Annotated in this window: 23 protein-coding genes; 18 read left to right on the forward strand and 5 right to left on the reverse strand. The window is 66.5% G+C overall.

The window, feature by feature from the left end:
• Window positions 1–73: 73 nt before the first annotated feature.
• Window positions 74–1,648: a S15 peptidase family protein gene (locus ABR323_RS03650; protein ID WP_439448258.1), complete on the reverse strand. Its 1,575-nt coding sequence runs from the start codon at window positions 1,646–1,648 to the stop codon at window positions 74–76.
• Between the two features lie 153 nt (window positions 1,649–1,801).
• On the opposite strand from ABR323_RS03650, the gene ABR323_RS03655 reads away from it, so the two are divergent.
• From ABR323_RS03655 to ABR323_RS03665, 3 genes are all read left to right on the forward strand, one after another.
• Window positions 1,802–3,106, forward strand: coding sequence for a hypothetical protein (locus ABR323_RS03655; protein WP_439448259.1), 1,305 nt, complete (start codon window positions 1,802–1,804; stop codon window positions 3,104–3,106).
• Between the two features lie 292 nt (window positions 3,107–3,398).
• Window positions 3,399–4,139 (forward strand): DNA/RNA non-specific endonuclease, encoded by a 741-nt coding sequence (locus ABR323_RS03660; RefSeq protein ID WP_439448260.1) that lies wholly within the window; start codon window positions 3,399–3,401, stop codon window positions 4,137–4,139.
• A 104-nt stretch (window positions 4,140–4,243) separates the two neighbouring features.
• Window positions 4,244–4,939, forward strand: a complete 696-nt coding sequence (locus ABR323_RS03665; RefSeq protein ID WP_439448261.1) for an HAD family hydrolase — start codon at window positions 4,244–4,246, stop codon at window positions 4,937–4,939.
• 6 nt (window positions 4,940–4,945) lie between these two features.
• Here ABR323_RS03665 and ABR323_RS03670 read toward each other — a convergent pair whose 3' ends face one another.
• The 4 genes from ABR323_RS03670 to ABR323_RS03685 form a co-directional block, all read right to left on the reverse strand.
• Entirely contained in the window at window positions 4,946–5,176 is a 231-nt protein-coding gene (locus ABR323_RS03670; RefSeq protein ID WP_439448262.1) for a hypothetical protein, read from the reverse strand.
• Window positions 5,173–5,598, reverse strand: coding sequence for a VOC family protein (locus tag ABR323_RS03675; protein WP_439448263.1), 426 nt, complete (start codon window positions 5,596–5,598; stop codon window positions 5,173–5,175). The genes ABR323_RS03670 and ABR323_RS03675 overlap by 4 nt, the downstream gene beginning before the upstream one ends.
• A gap of 10 nt (window positions 5,599–5,608) precedes the next feature.
• A complete protein-coding gene (locus tag ABR323_RS03680) occupies window positions 5,609–6,070 on the reverse strand; it encodes a helix-turn-helix domain-containing protein (RefSeq protein WP_439448264.1) in 462 nt (153 codons plus the stop codon).
• 69 nt (window positions 6,071–6,139) lie between these two features.
• Complete coding sequence (locus ABR323_RS03685) at window positions 6,140–7,495, reverse strand: sigma-54 interaction domain-containing protein (protein WP_439448265.1); 1,356 nt, start codon at window positions 7,493–7,495, stop codon at window positions 6,140–6,142.
• A 396-nt stretch (window positions 7,496–7,891) separates the two neighbouring features.
• On the opposite strand from ABR323_RS03685, the gene ABR323_RS03690 reads away from it, so the two are divergent.
• From ABR323_RS03690 to ABR323_RS03760, 15 genes are all read left to right on the forward strand, one after another.
• The gene (locus ABR323_RS03690) at window positions 7,892–8,422 is read left to right on the forward strand and encodes a hypothetical protein (RefSeq protein WP_439448266.1); all 531 of its coding nucleotides are present in this window, start codon (window positions 7,892–7,894) and stop codon (window positions 8,420–8,422) included.
• The gene (locus ABR323_RS03695; RefSeq protein WP_439448267.1) at window positions 8,419–9,036 is read left to right on the forward strand and encodes a hypothetical protein; all 618 of its coding nucleotides are present in this window, start codon (window positions 8,419–8,421) and stop codon (window positions 9,034–9,036) included. The genes ABR323_RS03690 and ABR323_RS03695 overlap by 4 nt, the downstream gene beginning before the upstream one ends.
• Before the next feature lie 43 nt (window positions 9,037–9,079).
• The gene (locus tag ABR323_RS03700; protein ID WP_439448268.1) at window positions 9,080–10,396 is read left to right on the forward strand and encodes an adhesin; all 1,317 of its coding nucleotides are present in this window, start codon (window positions 9,080–9,082) and stop codon (window positions 10,394–10,396) included.
• Window positions 10,397–10,496: 100 nt separating this feature from the next.
• On the forward strand, window positions 10,497–11,201 hold the full coding sequence (locus tag ABR323_RS03705) for a C39 family peptidase (RefSeq protein ID WP_439448269.1): 705 nt from the start codon (window positions 10,497–10,499) through the stop codon (window positions 11,199–11,201).
• Between the two features lie 13 nt (window positions 11,202–11,214).
• Window positions 11,215–11,964, forward strand: coding sequence for a hypothetical protein (locus tag ABR323_RS03710; RefSeq protein ID WP_439448270.1), 750 nt, complete (start codon window positions 11,215–11,217; stop codon window positions 11,962–11,964).
• Window positions 11,965–12,013: 49 nt separating this feature from the next.
• Window positions 12,014–13,315, forward strand: a complete 1,302-nt coding sequence (locus ABR323_RS03715; protein WP_439448271.1) for a transporter — start codon at window positions 12,014–12,016, stop codon at window positions 13,313–13,315.
• Window positions 13,316–13,613: 298 nt separating this feature from the next.
• Window positions 13,614–13,904, forward strand: a complete 291-nt coding sequence (locus ABR323_RS03720) for a RebB family R body protein (RefSeq protein ID WP_005416648.1) — start codon at window positions 13,614–13,616, stop codon at window positions 13,902–13,904.
• 43 nt (window positions 13,905–13,947) lie between these two features.
• Window positions 13,948–14,217: a RebB family R body protein gene (locus ABR323_RS03725; RefSeq protein ID WP_046985582.1), complete on the forward strand. Its 270-nt coding sequence runs from the start codon at window positions 13,948–13,950 to the stop codon at window positions 14,215–14,217.
• A 26-nt stretch (window positions 14,218–14,243) separates the two neighbouring features.
• The gene (locus tag ABR323_RS03730) at window positions 14,244–14,510 is read left to right on the forward strand and encodes a RebB family R body protein (RefSeq protein WP_006446865.1); all 267 of its coding nucleotides are present in this window, start codon (window positions 14,244–14,246) and stop codon (window positions 14,508–14,510) included.
• A gap of 60 nt (window positions 14,511–14,570) precedes the next feature.
• The gene (locus tag ABR323_RS03735) at window positions 14,571–14,843 is read left to right on the forward strand and encodes a RebB family R body protein (protein ID WP_005416651.1); all 273 of its coding nucleotides are present in this window, start codon (window positions 14,571–14,573) and stop codon (window positions 14,841–14,843) included.
• Between the two features lie 70 nt (window positions 14,844–14,913).
• On the forward strand, window positions 14,914–15,150 hold the full coding sequence (locus tag ABR323_RS03740) for a RebB family R body protein (RefSeq protein ID WP_135273778.1): 237 nt from the start codon (window positions 14,914–14,916) through the stop codon (window positions 15,148–15,150).
• On the forward strand, window positions 15,147–15,731 hold the full coding sequence (locus ABR323_RS03745) for a RebB family R body protein (protein ID WP_439448272.1): 585 nt from the start codon (window positions 15,147–15,149) through the stop codon (window positions 15,729–15,731). Before ABR323_RS03740 ends, ABR323_RS03745 begins: the two co-directional genes overlap by 4 nt.
• A 47-nt stretch (window positions 15,732–15,778) precedes the next feature.
• The gene (locus ABR323_RS03750; RefSeq protein ID WP_014037265.1) at window positions 15,779–16,126 is read left to right on the forward strand and encodes a hypothetical protein; all 348 of its coding nucleotides are present in this window, start codon (window positions 15,779–15,781) and stop codon (window positions 16,124–16,126) included.
• Window positions 16,127–16,146: 20 nt separating this feature from the next.
• Complete coding sequence (locus ABR323_RS03755; protein ID WP_439448273.1) at window positions 16,147–17,226, forward strand: hypothetical protein; 1,080 nt, start codon at window positions 16,147–16,149, stop codon at window positions 17,224–17,226.
• A 68-nt stretch (window positions 17,227–17,294) separates the two neighbouring features.
• The gene (locus tag ABR323_RS03760) at window positions 17,295–17,669 is read left to right on the forward strand and encodes a hypothetical protein (RefSeq protein ID WP_439448274.1); all 375 of its coding nucleotides are present in this window, start codon (window positions 17,295–17,297) and stop codon (window positions 17,667–17,669) included.
• The last annotated feature ends 29 nt before the right edge of the window (window positions 17,670–17,698 follow it).

Consider the following 17,698-nt stretch of genomic DNA (forward strand, 5'->3'; position numbering starts at 1 on the left):
CCCGGATCGATCTCCAGTCTCGCAGTTTTCCACTCTGGCAGCCCGCGCCCGCCGCAACGGGCGCGGACGCACATCAATGCAGCGGCACCTTCAACACCGAAGGTGCATTGGCTGGCGAGCTGAAGGCCACCGTGCCCCCCAACTGGCTGATGCCCGCATAGCGCAGATCTACCGTATCGACCACCAGGGTCAGGCGGCTGCCGGCCGGTATGTTCCAGCTGCTCGCTTCCAACCGCAGGTTGATGGTCTTCGCCTGCCCCGGCGTGGCGCCACGCAGCGTGTAAGGCTTGTGGCTGATCAGCTGGCCGTTGCCCAGTACGTCCTCCGCATAGAGATAGGCGTACAGCGTGGTGTTGGCGCGACTGGGTGTGACCGTCAAACGCACTTCCGGTGCGCCGTCCAGGCGCCTCGCACTCCATTGCACCGGTCCCTGCCAGACGCCCGCGGCGTTGCGGCCCACGAACGGCACATAGGCACCCGGTGGCAGGTTGATCATCTGCAGCGCACCGGACGCCATCGCCACGCCCGAGTTGGCGGCGGTCAGCAGGCCACTGCCGATGCGGTAGTTCCAGCCGGTGCTGCTACCGCTTTCCGCCAGCCCACCCGTCGGCAGCAGCAGGCCTTTGGGCGCGGTCAGCGCATAGCTGACGGCACCCGCATTGGTCGCCTGCCAGTTCGGGTAGGTGCTCCAGCCGCCCTTCTGCGACTTCAGCTGCACCGCAGGCTGCCGGTCGATGCCATTGGCCTCACCCTTGAGGTAATGGTCGAACCAGTCCCCTACCGATTCGTAGACCTCGTTGGGAATACCCAATGCGCCAAAGGCTTCGTTGAGCGCATGGTCGCCATGGCGCAACTGCAGCTGCTTGGGGCCCTTCAGACGGTTGAAGAAATCAACCAGCTGGCCCGGCGGGAACAGGCTGTCGTTGAAGGCGTTGGCCAGGAACACCGCTGGCTGATTGGCGTTGATCTCGTCGATGCTTGCCCCGGGGCTGCGCTGTGCTGCCACCGGCAAGAGCGTGTCCACCGCGCCCTGGTAGTTGCCGACCAGCACATTGCGGTTGATGGTGGCCAGCTCCGTCCCCGGGCGACCGGTGGCCAGGCCAGCCGCTACCAGCAGGGCGATGCCTTGGGCGCTGGGGGTATCGTTGCTGTACAGCGAAGCCTGCAGGTCGGCCCAGCCGCTCAGTGCGGCGACCGCTTTGATGCGCGGATCGCGCGCAGCCGCCAGCAGGCTGGTACCGGCGCCATAGGAGATGCCCGATACGCCGATTCGCGACGGGTCGGCCCGGGTGTTGTCCAGCGCCCAGTCGATCAGCGCACTGACGTCCTCGACGGTGGCCGGCCCGGCGATGTCGATGGCGCCGCCGGATTCCCAGAAGCCGCGCGAGCTGTAGCTGATGACCACGTAGCCGCGCCGCGCCAGCGACTGCGCCACGCCCACATATTCCACACTGGGCACCGCCCAGCTGCTGGGCATCACCAGCAGCGGATACCGCCCGCTGCCCGCGTCCTGCGGTTCGATGACGAAGGCCCCAAGAGGCGTTCCATCCCAGCTGGGAATGGTGCGATGGGTGGTTTTGACCGTGGCCGCCCAGGCGGTGGGCGCCAGCCCGGTCAGCAGGATCAACAGCAGCAATACCTTGCGCATCGTGGTCTCTCCCCGTCGGTGGTGGTGCAACGGGTTGGACCGTACCAGTGCGAATGGTGACAGGCACCTTGCGGCGCAGCATGACGTTTGCTGCATTGCCGCAGCCTTTGGATCGATGTTATGACGGGACCTTCCCAAGGATGGATGGATGCCATGAGTCCCCTGCCACTCTCACTTGCCGCCCTGATGCTGGGCGCCGTCGGCCCCGTGTCTGCGGACGGACCCGCGCTGTCCGACGTGGCCGCCGACGCGATCTTCGAAGAGGCGCAAACGGTATGCCAGGCCGATAACGGACGACTTTGGGGAGCCTCACTGTGTGGGCCGATGATGCTGGTAGACCGGACCAGCCGACGGGTCACGGCATCCCATGCAGATGCACAGGGCAACCTGCAGGTACGTGGAAAGGTGTTCGTCGGCCAGCTTCCGCCCGACGCGATCATCGCCAACACTGCTGTGGAATGGTCCGGCACCCGCTGGACGCAGCTGCTCTGGCCGCTGCCACAGGATGAAAGCCGGCGACGCACGCTGCTGGCACACGAGATGTTCCACCGCCTGCAACCCGCGTTGTCGATCGCAGTGCCGGCAGAAAGTGGCAATGAGCACCTCGACACCCTCGAAGGACGCTATTGGCTGCAGCTGGAATGGCGTGCACTTGCCACCGCGCTGTCAGCGGCGGACCCCGGCGCGCAGCGCAACGCGATGAACGATGCGCTCGCATTCCGTGCTGAGCGTTACCGTCGCTTCCCAGCCGCCGCCCAGGAGGAAGCCGCACTGGAGTTGAACGAGGGCCTGGCCGAGTACACCGGCGTTCTCGTCGGCAATCCAACGCCCTCTGCGCGCATCGAAGCGGCACTTCGTGGCCTTCGCGCGCATGTGGAGGATCGCAGCTTCGTCCGTTCGTTCGCTTACGCGACCGGTCCGGCCTATGGCCTGCTGCTGGACCAGGTTTCTCCCGGATGGCATCGCGATCTCGGCTACCCCGCCCGGGATCTAGGCTCACTTCTGGCAGAGCGCATGCACACCACTCCTTTCACCGACGGAGCCGCGTTACGTGTTGCAGCAGCGCGCCATGACGGCCTCGCACTGCGCGAAACGGAAGTGCAGCGCGAACAGCAGCGCCTTGCGCAGCTTGAACGAAACCAGGCCCGCTTCGTCACCGGGCCGGTACTGCGGCTGGATCTTCGCAGCATGCGCATCCAGTTCGACCCCAGCAACATGCAGCCGCTGCCTGGCGGCGGCACGGTGTATCCCACGATGCAGCTGAGCGACGTATGGGGAACGTTGACGGTTACCGACGGAGCGTTGCTGCAGAACGACTGGAAGGCCGTGTTCGTGCAGGCACCCGCATCGGGGGAGCTACCCCCGCAGGGTAACGGATGGGTGCTGAGCCTGAAGCCGGGATGGTCGCTGGCACCCGGGGAGCGTCGCGGCGACTACGTGTTGCGGGAACAGCCCTGAGCCTGGCGGCAACAGGCATCGCCGCACCCTAGCACGCGCGCGTTTCACCCACGCGCCGCGTGATCTGACACATCTCCAGTGCTTGCGGGCGGTCACAGCTTCGTCTTTTCGTCGTTGACCGAAAGACGACAGCTTGTGACGCTTACGACACGGCAGGGCCTTCATGGCCCCACCCGTGCGGTCACGTCCTACCGCACTCCGCAGCACCCGACTCCGCAACGTCTCCACATGACCTCGCTCCGGCACGGTCGTGCTGGACGTCTGCGCCCTGAACTTCTGCTGGAGAACCGCAATGCGCCTTGCAAGCTTCTTCCTCGCGTTCGTCCTCAGTGCCGTCGCCGGTGCTGCCCAGGCCCAGGTCGTCACCCTCAACAAGGGCGGCTTCGTGCTCACCTACGACTGCAGCATCCATAGCGCGACCCGCTACGAGTACACGCTCACCGCAGACACCGGCTCGGCTGCGCGTCCGTCCAGTTTCTACAAGGACCCCGACCTGCCGGCCGGCTGCGTGGGCCAGAACAGCACCGCCTCGTACGCCAGCATCAAATCCGGCTATGACCGTGGCCATCTGGTGACGTCCAACCACATGGACTACAACGCGACCTACATCCGCCGCGCCAACTACATGACCAACATCGTCCCGCAGGTGTCCAGCTTCAACCAGGGCATCTGGGTGAAGGCCGAGAACGTGGCCGAGTGCTACCGCGACATCGCGCCGGTGGATGTCTATGGCGGCGTGGTCTACGGCGATGCCTCCAACGACTACTTCCTTTCCAGCCACGGCATTCCGACACCGGAGTTCTTCTGGAAGACGATCATCACCCGTGACCCGAACACCGGCACGGCCAAGGCGATCAGCTGGATCATTCCCAACGAAGCCAATCTGGGCAGCCTCGACAGCTACCTGGTGACCATCGCCGATCTGGAGGAGCTGCTGGGTGCCAGCTACGTGGCGATCAACGCACCGGCCTCGCTGAAGAACATGCTGCCGGCCAGCACCTGGCCGCAGCCGGCCGGATGTGATCTGGGTTGACCGGCCTGCTGGGAATGGGTGGCACCCGGCCCGGGTGCCACGCAAGGATGGCTGTGGGAAAATGGCGGGCAATTGCACCACCGCATTGCCCCCTGGAGCTGTAGATGTCCCGTTTTCCCTTTGATGCCGTGCTGTTCGACTGCGACGGCGTACTCGTCGATTCCGAGCCGCTGGTCGCCCGCGTTCTCTCGGAAATGCTGACCGCGCGCGGCTGGGCGCTGACCCCTGCGCAGGCGGGTGAAGTCTTCCTCGGCCAGTCCGTAGCCCATCTGGCTGGCCTGATTGAGGAGCGCACCGGCAAGCCGTTCACCGAGGCGTGGCTCGAGGAATTCCGCCAGCAGCGCAACCGGGCACTGGAGCGTGACCTTGTAGCGATCCAGGGAGCACCCGAGGCTGTGCGCGCAATCGCCGCGTCCACCGGCGGGCAGATCGCCTGCGCCTCCGGCGCCGATCTGCTCAAGGTGAAGCTGCAGCTGGGCAAGGTCGGCATCCTCGATGCCTTCGGCCCCCATGTGTTCAGTGGCCAGGACATGCCGCGCACCAAGCCGCACCCGGACGTGTATCTGGCCGCTGCTGCAGCGCTGGGCGTGGACCCGACGCGCTGTGCAGTCATCGAGGACACCGTCACCGGTGCCACTGCAGGCGTTGCCGCAGGCGCCACCGTGTTCGGCTTCAGTGAGGGTGGCCCGCACCACAGTACGCCTGAAGCCCTGCGCGCTGCCGGTGCAAAGGTGATCTTCCAGCGCATGGACCAGCTGCCGGCCCTGCTTGCCGCCTACGCAGTGGACGCCGTCGCCTGACCCTGCTCAGCCCGCAGCGCCCAGTGTGGCGCTGCGACGCTTTCCGGCGTAGTGCAGCGCGAACAGGTACAGGCCGGTGAACAGTTGCAGGAACAGCGGCGGCAGCGGCGAATAGGTGATCCAGGCCGCAGGCTCGCCCTGCCCCAGCCCGCGCGCCACGAAGTTGGCGATCACCGCCAGGGTGAACACGATCGAGGTCCAACGGTGCACGGGCCGTGCCCAGCCACCGCGGCTCATTGCCGGCGCCTCGCTTCGGAACGGGCTTCGATCATCTTCCAGCCATTGCCTGACGGGTCGCGGAATCCGGCGTCGACGGCGCCATAGCGCTCGATCGGCTCCTGGGTGAATTCCACGCCCTGTGCCAGCCATTGCGTGTAGCGCGCCTGGCAGTCATCGACCGCCAGCACCAGGGGCGGCATTGCGCCTTTGGCCACCAGTTGCTGCAGTGAAAGCGCGGTGGCCGCATCGTGGGTGGGCGGGCCCGGCACGAACAGGCCCAGCTGGAAACCCTCCTGACCCGGGCTGCGTACCGTCAGCCAGCGGTAGCTGCCGTTGCGTACATCGGTATGCACTTCGAAACCGAGCTTGCCGACGTAGAACGCGAGCGCTTCATCCTGGTCGCGCACGTACAGGCCGACCGTGTTCACAGTGTTCGTCATGGGACCTCCCTCAGGTGGGATCCACGTTAGCAACCGCCTCGCGGCGGCGCTTCTCCAAAACTGCGATCTTCAGATCCGGGCGCTGCGCGCCGCGTGCATGGCATTCCGGCACGCCGGCCGACGACGCCTGGGCTGCACGCTCACGCTCACGCACATTGCCCGGGCTGTCACCGGTGATGTCACGGAAGATGCGGCCAAAGGTGCCCAGGCTGCTCCACCCGGTCTGCGCGGCGATTTCGGTGACCGGCAGGTCGGTGTCACGCAACATCGCCACGGCCCGTTCGATGCGCCGGCTGAGAAGATAGCGGTGCGGTGGCAGCCCGAATGCCTGCTTGAACGAACGGGCGAAGTGCGCCGGCGACACCGCACTGACCTCGGCCAGGCGCGCGACTGGCCATTCCTCATGGCTGGCCCGATCCATCCGGTCCTTGGCACGCAGCAGGCGCCGCAGCAGTTCGGGGCTCTGGTTCATCACGCGTACGTGGCCACACAAGGGGGTTGGCCCAAGCGTGGGCGGAGCGCCCCGCCACGTCAACCCGGATCAGCGCTGCGCAGGCAGTTCCAGCCGGTGCTTGCGGCACAGGCGATACACCGTCACCCGCGATATCTGCATCTGCCGGGCGCACTCGGAGACGTTGTAGCCGGTCTGGCGCAGGGTCTGCAGCAGCACATCGCGCTCGGCCTGGCCGCGCGCATCGTGCAGCATCGCCCCGGGCAGGACCGCCACCGATGCGCCCAGCTCCAGGTCGCGTTCGCTGATCAGCTCGCCTTCGGCCATGATCGCCGCACGCTGCACACGGTTCAGCAGTTCGCGTACGTTGCCGGGCCAGTCGAAGCGCCGCAGGGCCTGCAGTGCAGCCGGTGCAAAGCCGCGTGCACGCACGCTGTGGCGCAGCCGGAAACAGCGCAGGAAGTGCTCGGCCAGCAGCTGCACGTCAGCACCGCGCTCGCGTAGTGGTGGCATCAGCAGGCGCAGCACATTCAAACGGTAGTAGAGATCGCTGCGGAATCGCCCCTGCGCCACTGCGTGTTCGAGTTGGACGTGGGTGGCGGCAAGCACCCGCACATCTGCGTGCAGTGGCTGGCTGCTGCCCACGCGCTCGAAGGTTCCCTCCTGCAGCACGCGCAGCAGGCTGGTCTGTGCTTCTGGCGGCAGATCGCCGATCTCATCAAGAAACACGGTACCGCCGTGGGCTGACTCGAACACGCCGATCTGCCGCTTGTCGGCCCCGGTGAACGAGCCTCGCTCGTGGCCGAACAGCTCCGACTGCACCAGGTTGGCCGGAATCGCACCGCAGTTCACCGCAATGAAAGGCCTGTCGGCGCGCCCCGACAGCGCATGCAGCGCGTGTGCGGCCAGTTCCTTGCCTGTACCGGTTTCGCCGGTGACCAGCACCGGCAGTTCCACCGGCGCAAACTTGTGCAGAACGGTGCGCACCGCGTGCAGTGCAGGGCTTTCGCCAATCAGTGCACGCGGTCCCTGCCCATTGCAGGTTTGATCTACAGGCGGATCATCCGCATCGAACTGCTGGCGCATCGCGCAGACGAGATCCTGCAGCCCGAACGGCAACGTAAAGCGCGCCAGACAGTGCTGCAGCAACGAAGGCCACGCCGGCGGAGTAGACCCCGCACCCGGTGGCAGTACCGCCAGCCAGGGCAGATGTTGGTGCTGCTCAATCCACGGTGCCAGCAGTTCCAGCGCGGCCGCATCGAGATGGCGCAGATCGAGCACGGCGAGCAATCGATCGCGCCCGCGCAGGCCAATCGCCATGGCGGGATCGGGATGGATGCTGCGCACATACCAGCCCGCTGCCGCCAGCGCACTGCGCTCGTTCGCCAACGGCTCGCCAAACCAGAGCACGCAACGTGACGTAGAAGCCTCCGGGACCGCTGCCATGCTTCCCCCAGCATCCGGACACCGTCGGCGGACTGTCAGGCAATCACCGGCGTGCCGCCCCCCGCCGGGACCTCTACGGCCACCGCGGCGGCCTTTGTTGGGCGGATCCTAGCGCTTCCCTAAACGGCGGCGCAATGAGCAGTGCGTCAAGAAATTTTCAACTGAAGCGGCACCGTTGCAGACGGCGGCGCTACCTGTAACACCGATGCGACAGTCGCCCGCCGCTCTTGCCCTGCGGTGCCTGGGGCTTCGAAATCCCAACACTTCCGCGACGTGCCTGTAACAGCATGGCAGCAGCCCGCTCAGGTACTGCCCGGTCCCAACGTTACCGGGTGGGCACTTCGGAGTTGGCACGGTTGATGCGTGGATCCGCCGCAGCCATCGCGGGAGATCGGCATGGACGGCACCACCCTGATTCGCGGCCTGGCCGCAGCACTGGCAACAGCCCTGCTGTCGGTTGGCGCAGGCGCATCCGCATCCGGCGCCCGCCAGGGCGTGAAGGCACAACCGGGCGAAATCGTCCTGTTGCGCGACGTATCCGCGCGGCCGGCCTATCGCATGGCACCGCCGGGCCTGGCGCTGATTGCCGACCCGAAGCCGCAGCGCGAGATCGCCACCGCATTGGGTGCCGGCGGCACGACGACCGGCATGGACGAGTTGAGTGATGAGGACTATGCCGGCATGGGCGCCGGCCAGGCAGCGTCCATCACGGCGCCAGGTGGCACCACCGTTGAACGGGTCACCCAGCAGGCATTGGGCGGCACGCTTGGCCGCAGTGGTGATGGCATGGTCGGCAGCAACCTGGGGGGCGCGATGAGTGGTCCGCTCGGTGCGGTTGGCAGCAGCACCCGCAGCATTGCCGATACGGTGCGCGGCGCGCTGGCCCAGTTCCCCCTGCAGGGCACGGCCCCGGCAGGTGGAAAATGAAGCCCCTGCACGGATTGCTTCTGCTGCTCGTCGCCGCGCCTTGGACGGCCCGGGCCGATGACTACGGCGGCATGCTCGCCTATCTCGACGTGGCCCGCATCGATGGCCACGCACTGGCCGGGGCGAATGGCGCCATCGCTGTGAACCAGGCCGCCGGCGACCTCAACGTGCAGGCCAACCTGCGGGGTATCGCCAACGGCGATCGCGCCGACGTGGCGATCAATGCGCGGCAACTGCAGCAGGGCAACCGCGTGCTGTCCGGGCCACTGCAGGCCACTGCGTTCATCGGCGGTGACGCACTGGCCGGTGCCAGTGGCATCGCATCCATCAACCAGGCCAGCGGCATCGCCAACACGACGCTCAACGTCGTCAGCGCGACGCTGGCCCGACAGGGCATACGCGAAACCGACGATACGGCCTTGGCCGCCGAGGGTTCCGCGTTGGCAGGGGGGCGGGACGACACCGGTCGCGGCGTCGCGACGGGTACCCGCAGCGCCGGTGTAGCCAGCACCGCACTGCGGGGATTCGACGGGGTCCTGCAACTCAATCAGATCGCGGGCAACGGCAACGACACGGCCAACGTATTGGGCCTGGTCGTGCAGGACCGCCCGTGACAACCACCCAACCGATGCACCACCTGATGAGAGAGAGGGCACCATGAAAGCGACCGTCAAACAGACCATGCTCGCCATGGCGATTGCCACTGCCTCGACCGCCGCTGCGGCCAATGGCTGGGACAACCAGAACGCCAACGCGAACATCAACCACAACCACACCGTCAGCGAAACCCGCAACGACACGCACAACCACACTGACAACGACGTGCGCAACCGCACCGTCAACGTCAATGTGCAGAAGCACAGCAACATCCAGGCCGACGAGCGCAAGGAGAAGAACAACCACGGCGTCGACGTGAACCTGGAGAAGGACCTGCGGTTGAGCACCGACATCAACTTCTCCGGCGACCCGAACATCACCGGCGACATCGACCTCGACTCGGCGGCCATTGCCGTGATCGACAACCGCCAGTCGATCAGCAACAACGCCACCAGCAACAGCCTGGTCACCAACAGTGCATCCATCGGTGACAGCGTGGGCGCCGGTGCATCGGGCAACCTCGGCTTCAACGTGGTATCCGGCGACAACAACGCCCAGGACAATGCCGCGTCGCTGTCTGCTGCCGATGCGTCCTTCAGCTTCGGCATGGCCGACGCCGAGGTGTTCGTCAACCAGGCCGGCTTCGGCAACGTCACCATGAACTCCGGCGTCACCAACGCCGCAGGTCTCGGCGGCAACGCCTTCGGCGGCGCGTCCGGCAACATCGGCGTGAATATCGCCTCGGGCAACAACAACGAGCAGAAGAACGCGCTCGCGGCCTCGGTAGCGACCACGGCGGTGGCGCAGTCGAGCATCAGCTCCAACCAGGTCTCCACCGGCAACACGGTCAGCAATGCCGGCTTCGTGCAGTCCTACACCGATACCGTGCAGGTCGGCATGCGTGGCGGCGTCAGCGGCCTGACCCTGGCCTATGGCGCGGGCACCTACCGCGGCACCGGCAACGCCTACCAGATGGCCAACTACTACCTGGATACGTGGAATGGCGAGCTGCCGCACCCGGGTGGCAACAGCACCGGCCACATCGACCTGGACAACGAGATCCAGAACGCCACGATGAACCCGAACCGGCCGGGGGTGGGCGGCCTGGGCTTCGATACGCGTGAGAGCGGCACCAGCCAGTTCGTCGAACTGGGCGTGGCCGACCTGTATGCCAGCCTCAGCGGCACGGTCAGCACCACGCGCTGGGTGAACGTCAACGCGACCAACACCTCGGCGTTGTCCGGCAGTGCCTTCTCGGGTGCCTCCGGCAACATCGGCGTGAACGTTGCTGCGGGCACCGGCAACCTGCAGGCCAACAGCCTGGCGCTCGCTGTCGCCCAGCCGAGTACCGGCGGTGGTGGCGGCAACGGCGAGTAAGCGCACCACCCCGGCCGTCCGCCAATGGCCGGGTTCCCGGGAGCCCCTGTTCCTCCTCCCCCTTGGGACAGGGGCTCCCCCCTGCTGCCGGAGAAACCAGATGATCCGTTGCCCGCCATCGATGCGCCTGCTCGCCTGCCTGTTGCTGCTGGGCACGGCATCGGCATGGGCGGGCGAGGTCCATTTCGCCGGCGTGCTGCCCAATGGCGCGCTGCTGCAGCAGAGGGTGGAAAGCATGCAGGAGCGGCGCTACCGCAACGTGGTGCGCCAGCACACCGACTACAGCTGCGGGGCCGCCGCACTGGCGACCATCCTGCGCCATGCCTATCACCTGCAGACCGACGAAGCGACGGTGATCGAAGGAATGATGGGGGTCTCCGATCCAGCGCTGGTGGCCGAGCGCGGCTTCTCGCTGCTCGACATCAAGCGCTACGTGGAATCGCTGGGCATGCGTGGTCGTGGCTACCGCATCGACGAGACACGACTGCGCACCCTTCGCGTGCCAGGACTGGTGCTGATGGACGTGCGTGGATTCCGCCATTTCGTGGTGCTCAAGCAGGTCCGCAACGGTGTCGTGGAAGTGGCTGACCCGATCCTCGGCAACCGCAGCCTGGCGCTGCCGGAGTTCCTGGCCGCCTGGCCGTCGCGTGCGGTGTTCGTGGTGATCGGTAGCGATTTCGATCGCAACACGGTTCTTCTGCAACCCAGCGAACGGCCCAGTGCCCGCGCGCTCTACGCGCGGCAGGGGCCGATCACCGATGCCGAACTGGTCGACTTCGGTTTCAGCCATGCCGACCTGTTCTGAAGGAGGTACGACCATGTTCCGTCAACACGTATGGATGGCGCTGCTGCTGATGGCCCCTGCCCTGCCCCTGCAGGCCGCCGACGGCAGGACCGGGCGTGGACTCACGGAAATCCCCGACCCGGAGCTGAGCCTGATGCGGGGCCGCTACACCGTGGGCGGCAACAGCGTGGCCTGGTTCGGGGTAACGATGGTTTCCCAGTGGCAGGCGGGCAACGGCAGTGCCCTGCAGGGCGCGTTGACTCTGGCGATGGATTTTCGCGGCGGTGCTACACCGAAGTTGAGCTTCCAGCCCAGCGTGCACGTGACCGCAGCGGACGCCCCCTTGCCGGAATCGCAGGGGCGTCACATCGACAGCAGCGGACTGGCCAATGCCAGCGGCCTGGTGCAGAGCGTGCAGGTGGCTGGCGACGGCAACGCCGCCCGCAACGTGACCACGCTGACGGTACGCGATGGCGCCGTGCCCGCCCTGCACGACGATGGTCCCCGTTCGCTCAGTGCACAAGGCGCCGGTGCATCGGCATCGGCCGTGCTGGACGGCAACCAGGTACGCCTGCAACTGCAGGTGGATGGCCGGGGCCTGGTGCAGCAATGGATACGCAATGGCAGCGTCGGCCAGGGCATCGCCCTCGCCGGTGACGGCCAGATCGCCAGCAACCAGCTGCGGCTGGAACTGGTGCGCGACACCGTGGGCAGCAACCTTCCGTTGAGCCAGAACGTGGTCCAGGCGATTGCGATGAACCGCGGCATGGGGCCGGGCCGGTAGCAACACGGCGCGGCGTTGGGGGAAGCGTTCCACAACGCAGGACACGAACATGCACACCTTGATGAGGATCACCCCGTTGGCGCTGGCGGCGCTGGCGGGCACTGCCTTCGCCGCACCACCGGCAGCGGCGGACGATGGTGCCGACGTGCAGGCGCTGGCCAACCAGCTGGAGCAGCTGAAATCCAACTACGCCCAGGAAGTCCGGCGCCTACGCGAACTGGACATGCAGGTGCAGGCCATGCAGGCGCGACTGAGTGGCCGGGTTGGCCCGATGGGACCGGCTACGGCTACGGCTACGGCAGTCGAGCATGGCTCGACTCCACAGACATCGCCAAGCAACGAAGGCTACGCCAGCACCGCGGCTGAAGCGCAGCAGGCCAAGCAGGAGTCGCGGCGCAGCGTGGATGATGTGAAGCAGCAGCAATCGGCCCTGTTCTCGCGCCGTTTCACCCTCGAAAACAGCCTCACCTACGCCCGCTACGACCGCAAACAGCTCACCCTCAACGGCTTCCTCGCGCTGGACGCGATCTTCCTTGGCAACATCGCCATCGAGAACGTGGAATCCGATTCGCTCACCTATAACCTGGCCGCACGTTGGGGCGTCAGCCCGAACCTGACCCTGAACCTGGATGTGCCCTACCTGGCGCGGCGCACGGTCTACCAGAAGGGCGGTGCCGGCGGTGCCGCGGCTGCCATCGCGCAGGAAGAGACAAACGGCAACGGCCTGGGCGATATCGGCCTGAGCGCCAACTACCGGCTGTTCGGGGAACGTGGCTGGCGCCCGGAGACCGTGCTTACGGCCGGCGTTACCGCGCCCACCGGCCGAGCGCCCTATGGGCTGGACTGGAAGGTGATCGAACGCGACGACGATGACTACATCCGCTTCGCCGTGCCGAAAGATCAGCCCACTGGCAATGGCGTGTGGCAGGCCAACGTGGGCCTGTCGATGGTGAAGACCGCCGACCCGGCCATCCTGTTCGCCAACATCGGCTATGTGCACTCGATCCCGCGCGGGTTCAACGACATCGACAGCAATCCGGACACGGTCAACCCCGGCGACGTGAAGCTGGGCGGCTCGGTGTACTTCGGCGCGGGCGTGGCCTTTGCGTTCAACGAGCGCACCAGTCTCAGCCTGTCCTTCAGCGACCGCATCAGCGCCCGTGCGTCCACCCGCTTCGAAGGTGGCAAATGGATGAAGGTGATCGGCAGTGATGCCAATGCAGCGTCGCTGAATCTGGGCGTCACCTATGCGCTGAACCAGCACACCACGCTGGTGACGTTGCTCGGCATCGGCCTGACCCCCGATGCACCGGATTTCACCCTGGCGTTCAAGATTCCCTACATGTTGTAGCGGCCTTGACATGGCGACGGCGCGGCCACAGCCCGCCGTCGACCGTTCCGCAGACCGTCGCAGGCACCTGTGCATCCTCCAGGGCACTGTGGCAGGCCGGGCGATGACGGCGTTGATCATCAGTTCCGCCGTATTCACACCGCACCTTCACGGCGATCCGCCCGCATTCTCCGTCGATTCCGCCAATCCGGCGGCGACGCCATTTCCTACTCTGGCCCCACGGTGAAGCCCAGCCGCTGCAGGCAACGCACCGTGACGCTGGATACCACGCACTTCCACCTTTTCGCAGGAGCAGGACATGGCATTTCCAACCGCGGTAAACGACCAGATCACCGATTCGGTCACCCAGGCCAACACCAAGGTGCTGGGCGATGCGCCCGCCGTGGCGGTGGGCAATCTGTACCAGGCCACCGCCCAGGCACTGGCCAATGCCGCGCACAACGCCACCAACGCACAGCAGCAGTCGTACGTGACCGCGCAGTCGGCCACCACCATGGGTGTGGCCACGCTGTACTCGATCGATACCGCCACCACGGCGGTAGCGAGCAAGGAAATCCTCAGCACCCGCGTCCGCGGCCTGGGTTCCTGATCCGTCGTTCCGTAGCTGACCCGCCAACCTCAAGGAGATCGATATGGCTTTCCCGACCGCTGTAAACGACCAGATCACCGATTCAGTCACCCAGGTCAACACCAAAGTGCTGGGCGACGGCCCCGCCGTGGCCATGGGCAACCTCTACCAGGCCACCGCGCAGGCGCTGGCCAACGCTGCCCACAATGCCACCAACGCCCAGCAGCAGTCCTATGTGACTGCGCAGGCAGCCACCACCATGGGCGTGGCCACCCTGTACGCGATCGATACCGCCACCACCGGCGTGGCCACCAAGCAGATCCTCGGCGCGTGATGCGCCGGCAGGCAAGGAGCTGAGCCATGGCCTTTCCCACGGCCGTCAACGACCAGATCACCGACTCGGTCAGCCAGGCCAACCTGCAGGTGCTGGGCGTGGCGCCTGCCACGGCAATGGGCACGCTGTACCAGGCCACCGCACAGGCGCTGGCCAATGCTGCCCACAACGCGACGCTCGCCCAGCAGCAGATGTATGTCACGGCACAGGCCGCGACCACGATGGGCGTCGCACTGCTCTATGCCGTCGATACCGGCGCCACCGGCGCCGCCACCCGGAAGATTCTCGGCTGAATCCATTGAGTGCCGGCAATCTCCGTTCCTGTAGTGCTGTCCACCCTAGGAGCTTCCACCATGGCATTTCCCACCGCCGTCAACAGCCAGATCACCGATTCGGTCTCGCAGGTCAACACCAAGGTGCTTGGTGATGCACCGGCCATCGCAATGGGCAACCTGTTCGTTGCCACCAGCCAGGCGTTGTCCAATGCAGCGCACAACGCCACCAACAACCAGCAGCAGTCCTACGTGACCATGCAGGCGTCGACCACCCAGGGCGTGTCCACGTTGTATGCGATCGACACCGCCTCGAATGGTGTCGCGACCCGCGAAATCCTGGGTCTGCGCTGACGTGTCGGCCCGGCGTGACGCCAACCGCCGCGCCCCCGCCCAGGGCGGCGTCACGTCGGGCCCCTGATCCATGGCCACATCGACTGCCACCGGCTACCTGCTGGACGCAACCAGCGCCGGGGCCGGGCTGTCGATCGCCCTCGCCCCCTCGTTCGCGATGTCCGCCACTTACCTGGCGATGGCCGACAGCCTCGGCCTGGCAATGCAGAACGCGGTGGCCAACCAGCAACGCGGCCAGGTAACCGCCGGCGCAAGCCTGGCCCAGGTCCTGGCCCTGATCATCCAGAAGGGAGCCGTTCCGTCATGAGCAGTGAGAACACCGTCAACAGCCAGATCGTCGACAGCGTCAGCGCCGCCTCGACCCTGCTGGTGGCCCAGGGACCCGCACAGTCCTTCAGCATGCTGGACATGGTGATGCTGGAGACACTCGGCACAGCCATGCACAACGCCGTCGCTCGCCAGCAGGGTGCGGGCATGGTCAGCAACGCCGCGGTCACCGCTACCTGCGCGAAGATGATCAACGCTCCCTGGCCGGTGCCACCGCCCGCTCCGGAACCTCCTCCGCCGCCGCCGCCGCAGGTCATCCCCCTGCCTGGACCGGTGCCGACACCCCCTTCGCCTGCGGCCGTGATTGCCGCGGCCACCGCAGAAGGAAAGACCGCCATCAGCGTCCTGCAGGCACAGACCCACGGTGCCACTGCCGACGCTGCGGCCGCTACCACAAGCCTGCATGCACTCGAAGAACTTGCAGGTGGCGCGGCAGCGCCCGCGCCCGGTCCTGCGCCCGACTCCTCGTCCGGTCCGGATCCGGCCGCAGGTCCCGCCCAGGATCCCGCGCCAGACTCATCCTCCTCCCCGGCAACAGACGACACTGACGCCGGGGCCTGACACCGCGCAGGCCGCCCGCGGCCGCACCCGCCCATCAAGGAACCCGTATGGACCCGAGCAACGTCAACGCCCAGGTCATCGATGTGATCAACCAGGTGCAGACGGCCACCATGTCCGCCACCGTGGTGAAGACCAGTGGCGCCGGCAAGGCCTACCAATCGGTGGCCCAGTCCGCGGCGATCGCCGTGCAGGATGCCGCCGACGCGCTGCGCAATGTCTCAACCATCGCGACCACCGCGGCCGGCGTGGCCATGGCCCAGTACCTGGCCACGGGGGACGAAAAGTATGCGAGGGTGCTTACGCAGGCGCAGACAATGATGCAGGGGGCCACCGACGATTTCACCCGGGTCGGCAGTGCCGCTGCGACCGTCCTCAAAGATTTTCCGGCCCAGTGAGGCCGCCAGGAGAGTCACGCATGAGCGTTTTCATTGCCGGTCGTTCCATCCCCCAGGCCAACCTGGTCAGTCAATCATTCAGGCATGCTCTTCAGTTCATCGACGGCGGCGAGCAATGGTTGAAGTGGGCCATGGAATCGCCTGAACACCGTTACGCCTTCTCCGACGAGGGCACGATGCTCGATGGGGTGCAGCAGGGCCTGCACGGTTCGCGCATGGCATGGTTGCCGCGCATCGGGCTGCAGATCGGCCCGATCAAGCTGCTCAGCCTCGGCAGCAGCGACCTCGGTGCCCTGCGCGACATCGAGTTTGGCGATGAGACGCGCCTGTCGCACAGCGAGGCACAGGGCGTGCTGGCAAGACATCGGCTGCTGACCAACGCCGAACTCGGCGCCTCCCGCTCGTTCCTGGCCTCGATCGGCGTGGCTGATGCTCCCTTGCTGCAGCAGCTGGATTTCCGTGAATCGGTAGCGCTCCACCAGCTGGCCGGTGAGGTGGGAATGTCCACCGCAGGGCGCGATGATCTGGCCGACGCCGCCAGTTTCGCGCTGCTGCACGCGCGCAGGCCCATCGAGTTTGCCGACTACTTCCGCTTCTACCAGCGGGTGAGCGCAGGTGGCGGAAGCCGCGAGCATCGACTGACGCGTGCCACCCGCGCGTTGCAGCAGGTGCTGCCGATCCTGTTCGGCTTCCTGGACGGGCCGCAGCTGCCACAGCTGCCGTCGCCGGAGCAGGTACGCGAGGCGATCGCCGCAAGCCTGGCCGCGAACCGTCAGATCGGCTATGCCCGCATCTCGCTGGCGGCCCAGCAGATGGCGGCCTGCTTCGACCATGATCCTGACCTGCTGCAGGATGACGGCCGGCTGCGCGAGGTCGCGCGGTGGCAGCTGCGCGATGCGCAGGAATTCCTCAACGAACACCCGGTCTCCCGTGGCCAGCTCGGCCAGGATGGTGCCAGCGTGCAGTTCGCGATCGATGGCTCCAGAGCGCAGGCGCTGGTACAGGTGGAGGACAATGTGATCACGCTGCAGGACTACCGGCGAACCCGTCAGTACCTGGACGATGAAGCCCAGGTTGGCTACCGGGCGGATACGCTGTGAGCCCGCCTCCAGCACCGGGGGCCGATGGCGTGCAGGCAGCAACGGGGGCGCTCGCTTCGGCGGCCGGCGTGGCCGTCGCCGCCGGACGCTTGGCGGCCCGACAACAGGCACAGAAGATCCTGGCCGATGCCCAGTTGGCATTGCGCCATATCCTTGGGGAACGCAGCGGCGGCGTTCCCCCCTCATCCCCAGCAGGAGCACCGACGATGACCTTCCCGACCCCGCTTCCCGGCAAACCCAACCCCGCCTATCCGGCGGGAAAATCCCCGATGGAGATCGCCCAGGAGCTGGCAGACGCCGCGATGGCCGCCAGTGAAGAAGGCATCCGCGCCGCGATGGAGGTTTCGCAACGCGCGGTCGATGCCGCCACCGAGGCGGCACGCCGCGCGGACGAAGCCGCAGAACTGGCCGTACAGCGCGCTTCCGAAGCGAACGCACGATAGCGATCGCTTCGCCCGCCCTGCGCCCCGGG

The organism is Stenotrophomonas sp. ATs4, assembly GCF_051861585.1.
GTDB lineage: Bacteria > Pseudomonadota > Gammaproteobacteria > Xanthomonadales > Xanthomonadaceae > Stenotrophomonas > Stenotrophomonas maltophilia_AS.

What these genes read in the sequence shown, in the direction of transcription:
- ABR323_RS03650 (WP_439448258.1), bottom strand. Translation starts at nt 1,648, where the DNA reads ATGCGCAAGGTATTGCTGCTGTTGATCCTGCTGACCGGGCTGGCGCCC.
- ABR323_RS03655 (WP_439448259.1), top strand. Translation starts at nt 1,802, where the DNA reads ATGAGTCCCCTGCCACTCTCACTTGCCGCCCTGATGCTGGGCGCCGTC.
- ABR323_RS03660 (WP_439448260.1), top strand. Translation starts at nt 3,399, where the DNA reads ATGCGCCTTGCAAGCTTCTTCCTCGCGTTCGTCCTCAGTGCCGTCGCC.
- ABR323_RS03665 (WP_439448261.1), top strand. Translation starts at nt 4,244, where the DNA reads ATGTCCCGTTTTCCCTTTGATGCCGTGCTGTTCGACTGCGACGGCGTA.
- ABR323_RS03670 (WP_439448262.1), bottom strand. Translation starts at nt 5,176, where the DNA reads ATGAGCCGCGGTGGCTGGGCACGGCCCGTGCACCGTTGGACCTCGATC.
- ABR323_RS03675 (WP_439448263.1), bottom strand. Translation starts at nt 5,598, where the DNA reads ATGACGAACACTGTGAACACGGTCGGCCTGTACGTGCGCGACCAGGAT.
- ABR323_RS03680 (WP_439448264.1), bottom strand. Translation starts at nt 6,070, where the DNA reads ATGAACCAGAGCCCCGAACTGCTGCGGCGCCTGCTGCGTGCCAAGGAC.
- ABR323_RS03685 (WP_439448265.1), bottom strand. Translation starts at nt 7,495, where the DNA reads ATGGCAGCGGTCCCGGAGGCTTCTACGTCACGTTGCGTGCTCTGGTTT.
- ABR323_RS03690 (WP_439448266.1), top strand. Translation starts at nt 7,892, where the DNA reads ATGGACGGCACCACCCTGATTCGCGGCCTGGCCGCAGCACTGGCAACA.
- ABR323_RS03695 (WP_439448267.1), top strand. Translation starts at nt 8,419, where the DNA reads ATGAAGCCCCTGCACGGATTGCTTCTGCTGCTCGTCGCCGCGCCTTGG.
- ABR323_RS03700 (WP_439448268.1), top strand. Translation starts at nt 9,080, where the DNA reads ATGAAAGCGACCGTCAAACAGACCATGCTCGCCATGGCGATTGCCACT.
- ABR323_RS03705 (WP_439448269.1), top strand. Translation starts at nt 10,497, where the DNA reads ATGATCCGTTGCCCGCCATCGATGCGCCTGCTCGCCTGCCTGTTGCTG.
- ABR323_RS03710 (WP_439448270.1), top strand. Translation starts at nt 11,215, where the DNA reads ATGTTCCGTCAACACGTATGGATGGCGCTGCTGCTGATGGCCCCTGCC.
- ABR323_RS03715 (WP_439448271.1), top strand. Translation starts at nt 12,014, where the DNA reads ATGCACACCTTGATGAGGATCACCCCGTTGGCGCTGGCGGCGCTGGCG.
- ABR323_RS03720 (WP_005416648.1), top strand. Translation starts at nt 13,614, where the DNA reads ATGGCATTTCCAACCGCGGTAAACGACCAGATCACCGATTCGGTCACC.
- ABR323_RS03725 (WP_046985582.1), top strand. Translation starts at nt 13,948, where the DNA reads ATGGCTTTCCCGACCGCTGTAAACGACCAGATCACCGATTCAGTCACC.
- ABR323_RS03730 (WP_006446865.1), top strand. Translation starts at nt 14,244, where the DNA reads ATGGCCTTTCCCACGGCCGTCAACGACCAGATCACCGACTCGGTCAGC.
- ABR323_RS03735 (WP_005416651.1), top strand. Translation starts at nt 14,571, where the DNA reads ATGGCATTTCCCACCGCCGTCAACAGCCAGATCACCGATTCGGTCTCG.
- ABR323_RS03740 (WP_135273778.1), top strand. Translation starts at nt 14,914, where the DNA reads ATGGCCACATCGACTGCCACCGGCTACCTGCTGGACGCAACCAGCGCC.
- ABR323_RS03745 (WP_439448272.1), top strand. Translation starts at nt 15,147, where the DNA reads ATGAGCAGTGAGAACACCGTCAACAGCCAGATCGTCGACAGCGTCAGC.
- ABR323_RS03750 (WP_014037265.1), top strand. Translation starts at nt 15,779, where the DNA reads ATGGACCCGAGCAACGTCAACGCCCAGGTCATCGATGTGATCAACCAG.
- ABR323_RS03755 (WP_439448273.1), top strand. Translation starts at nt 16,147, where the DNA reads ATGAGCGTTTTCATTGCCGGTCGTTCCATCCCCCAGGCCAACCTGGTC.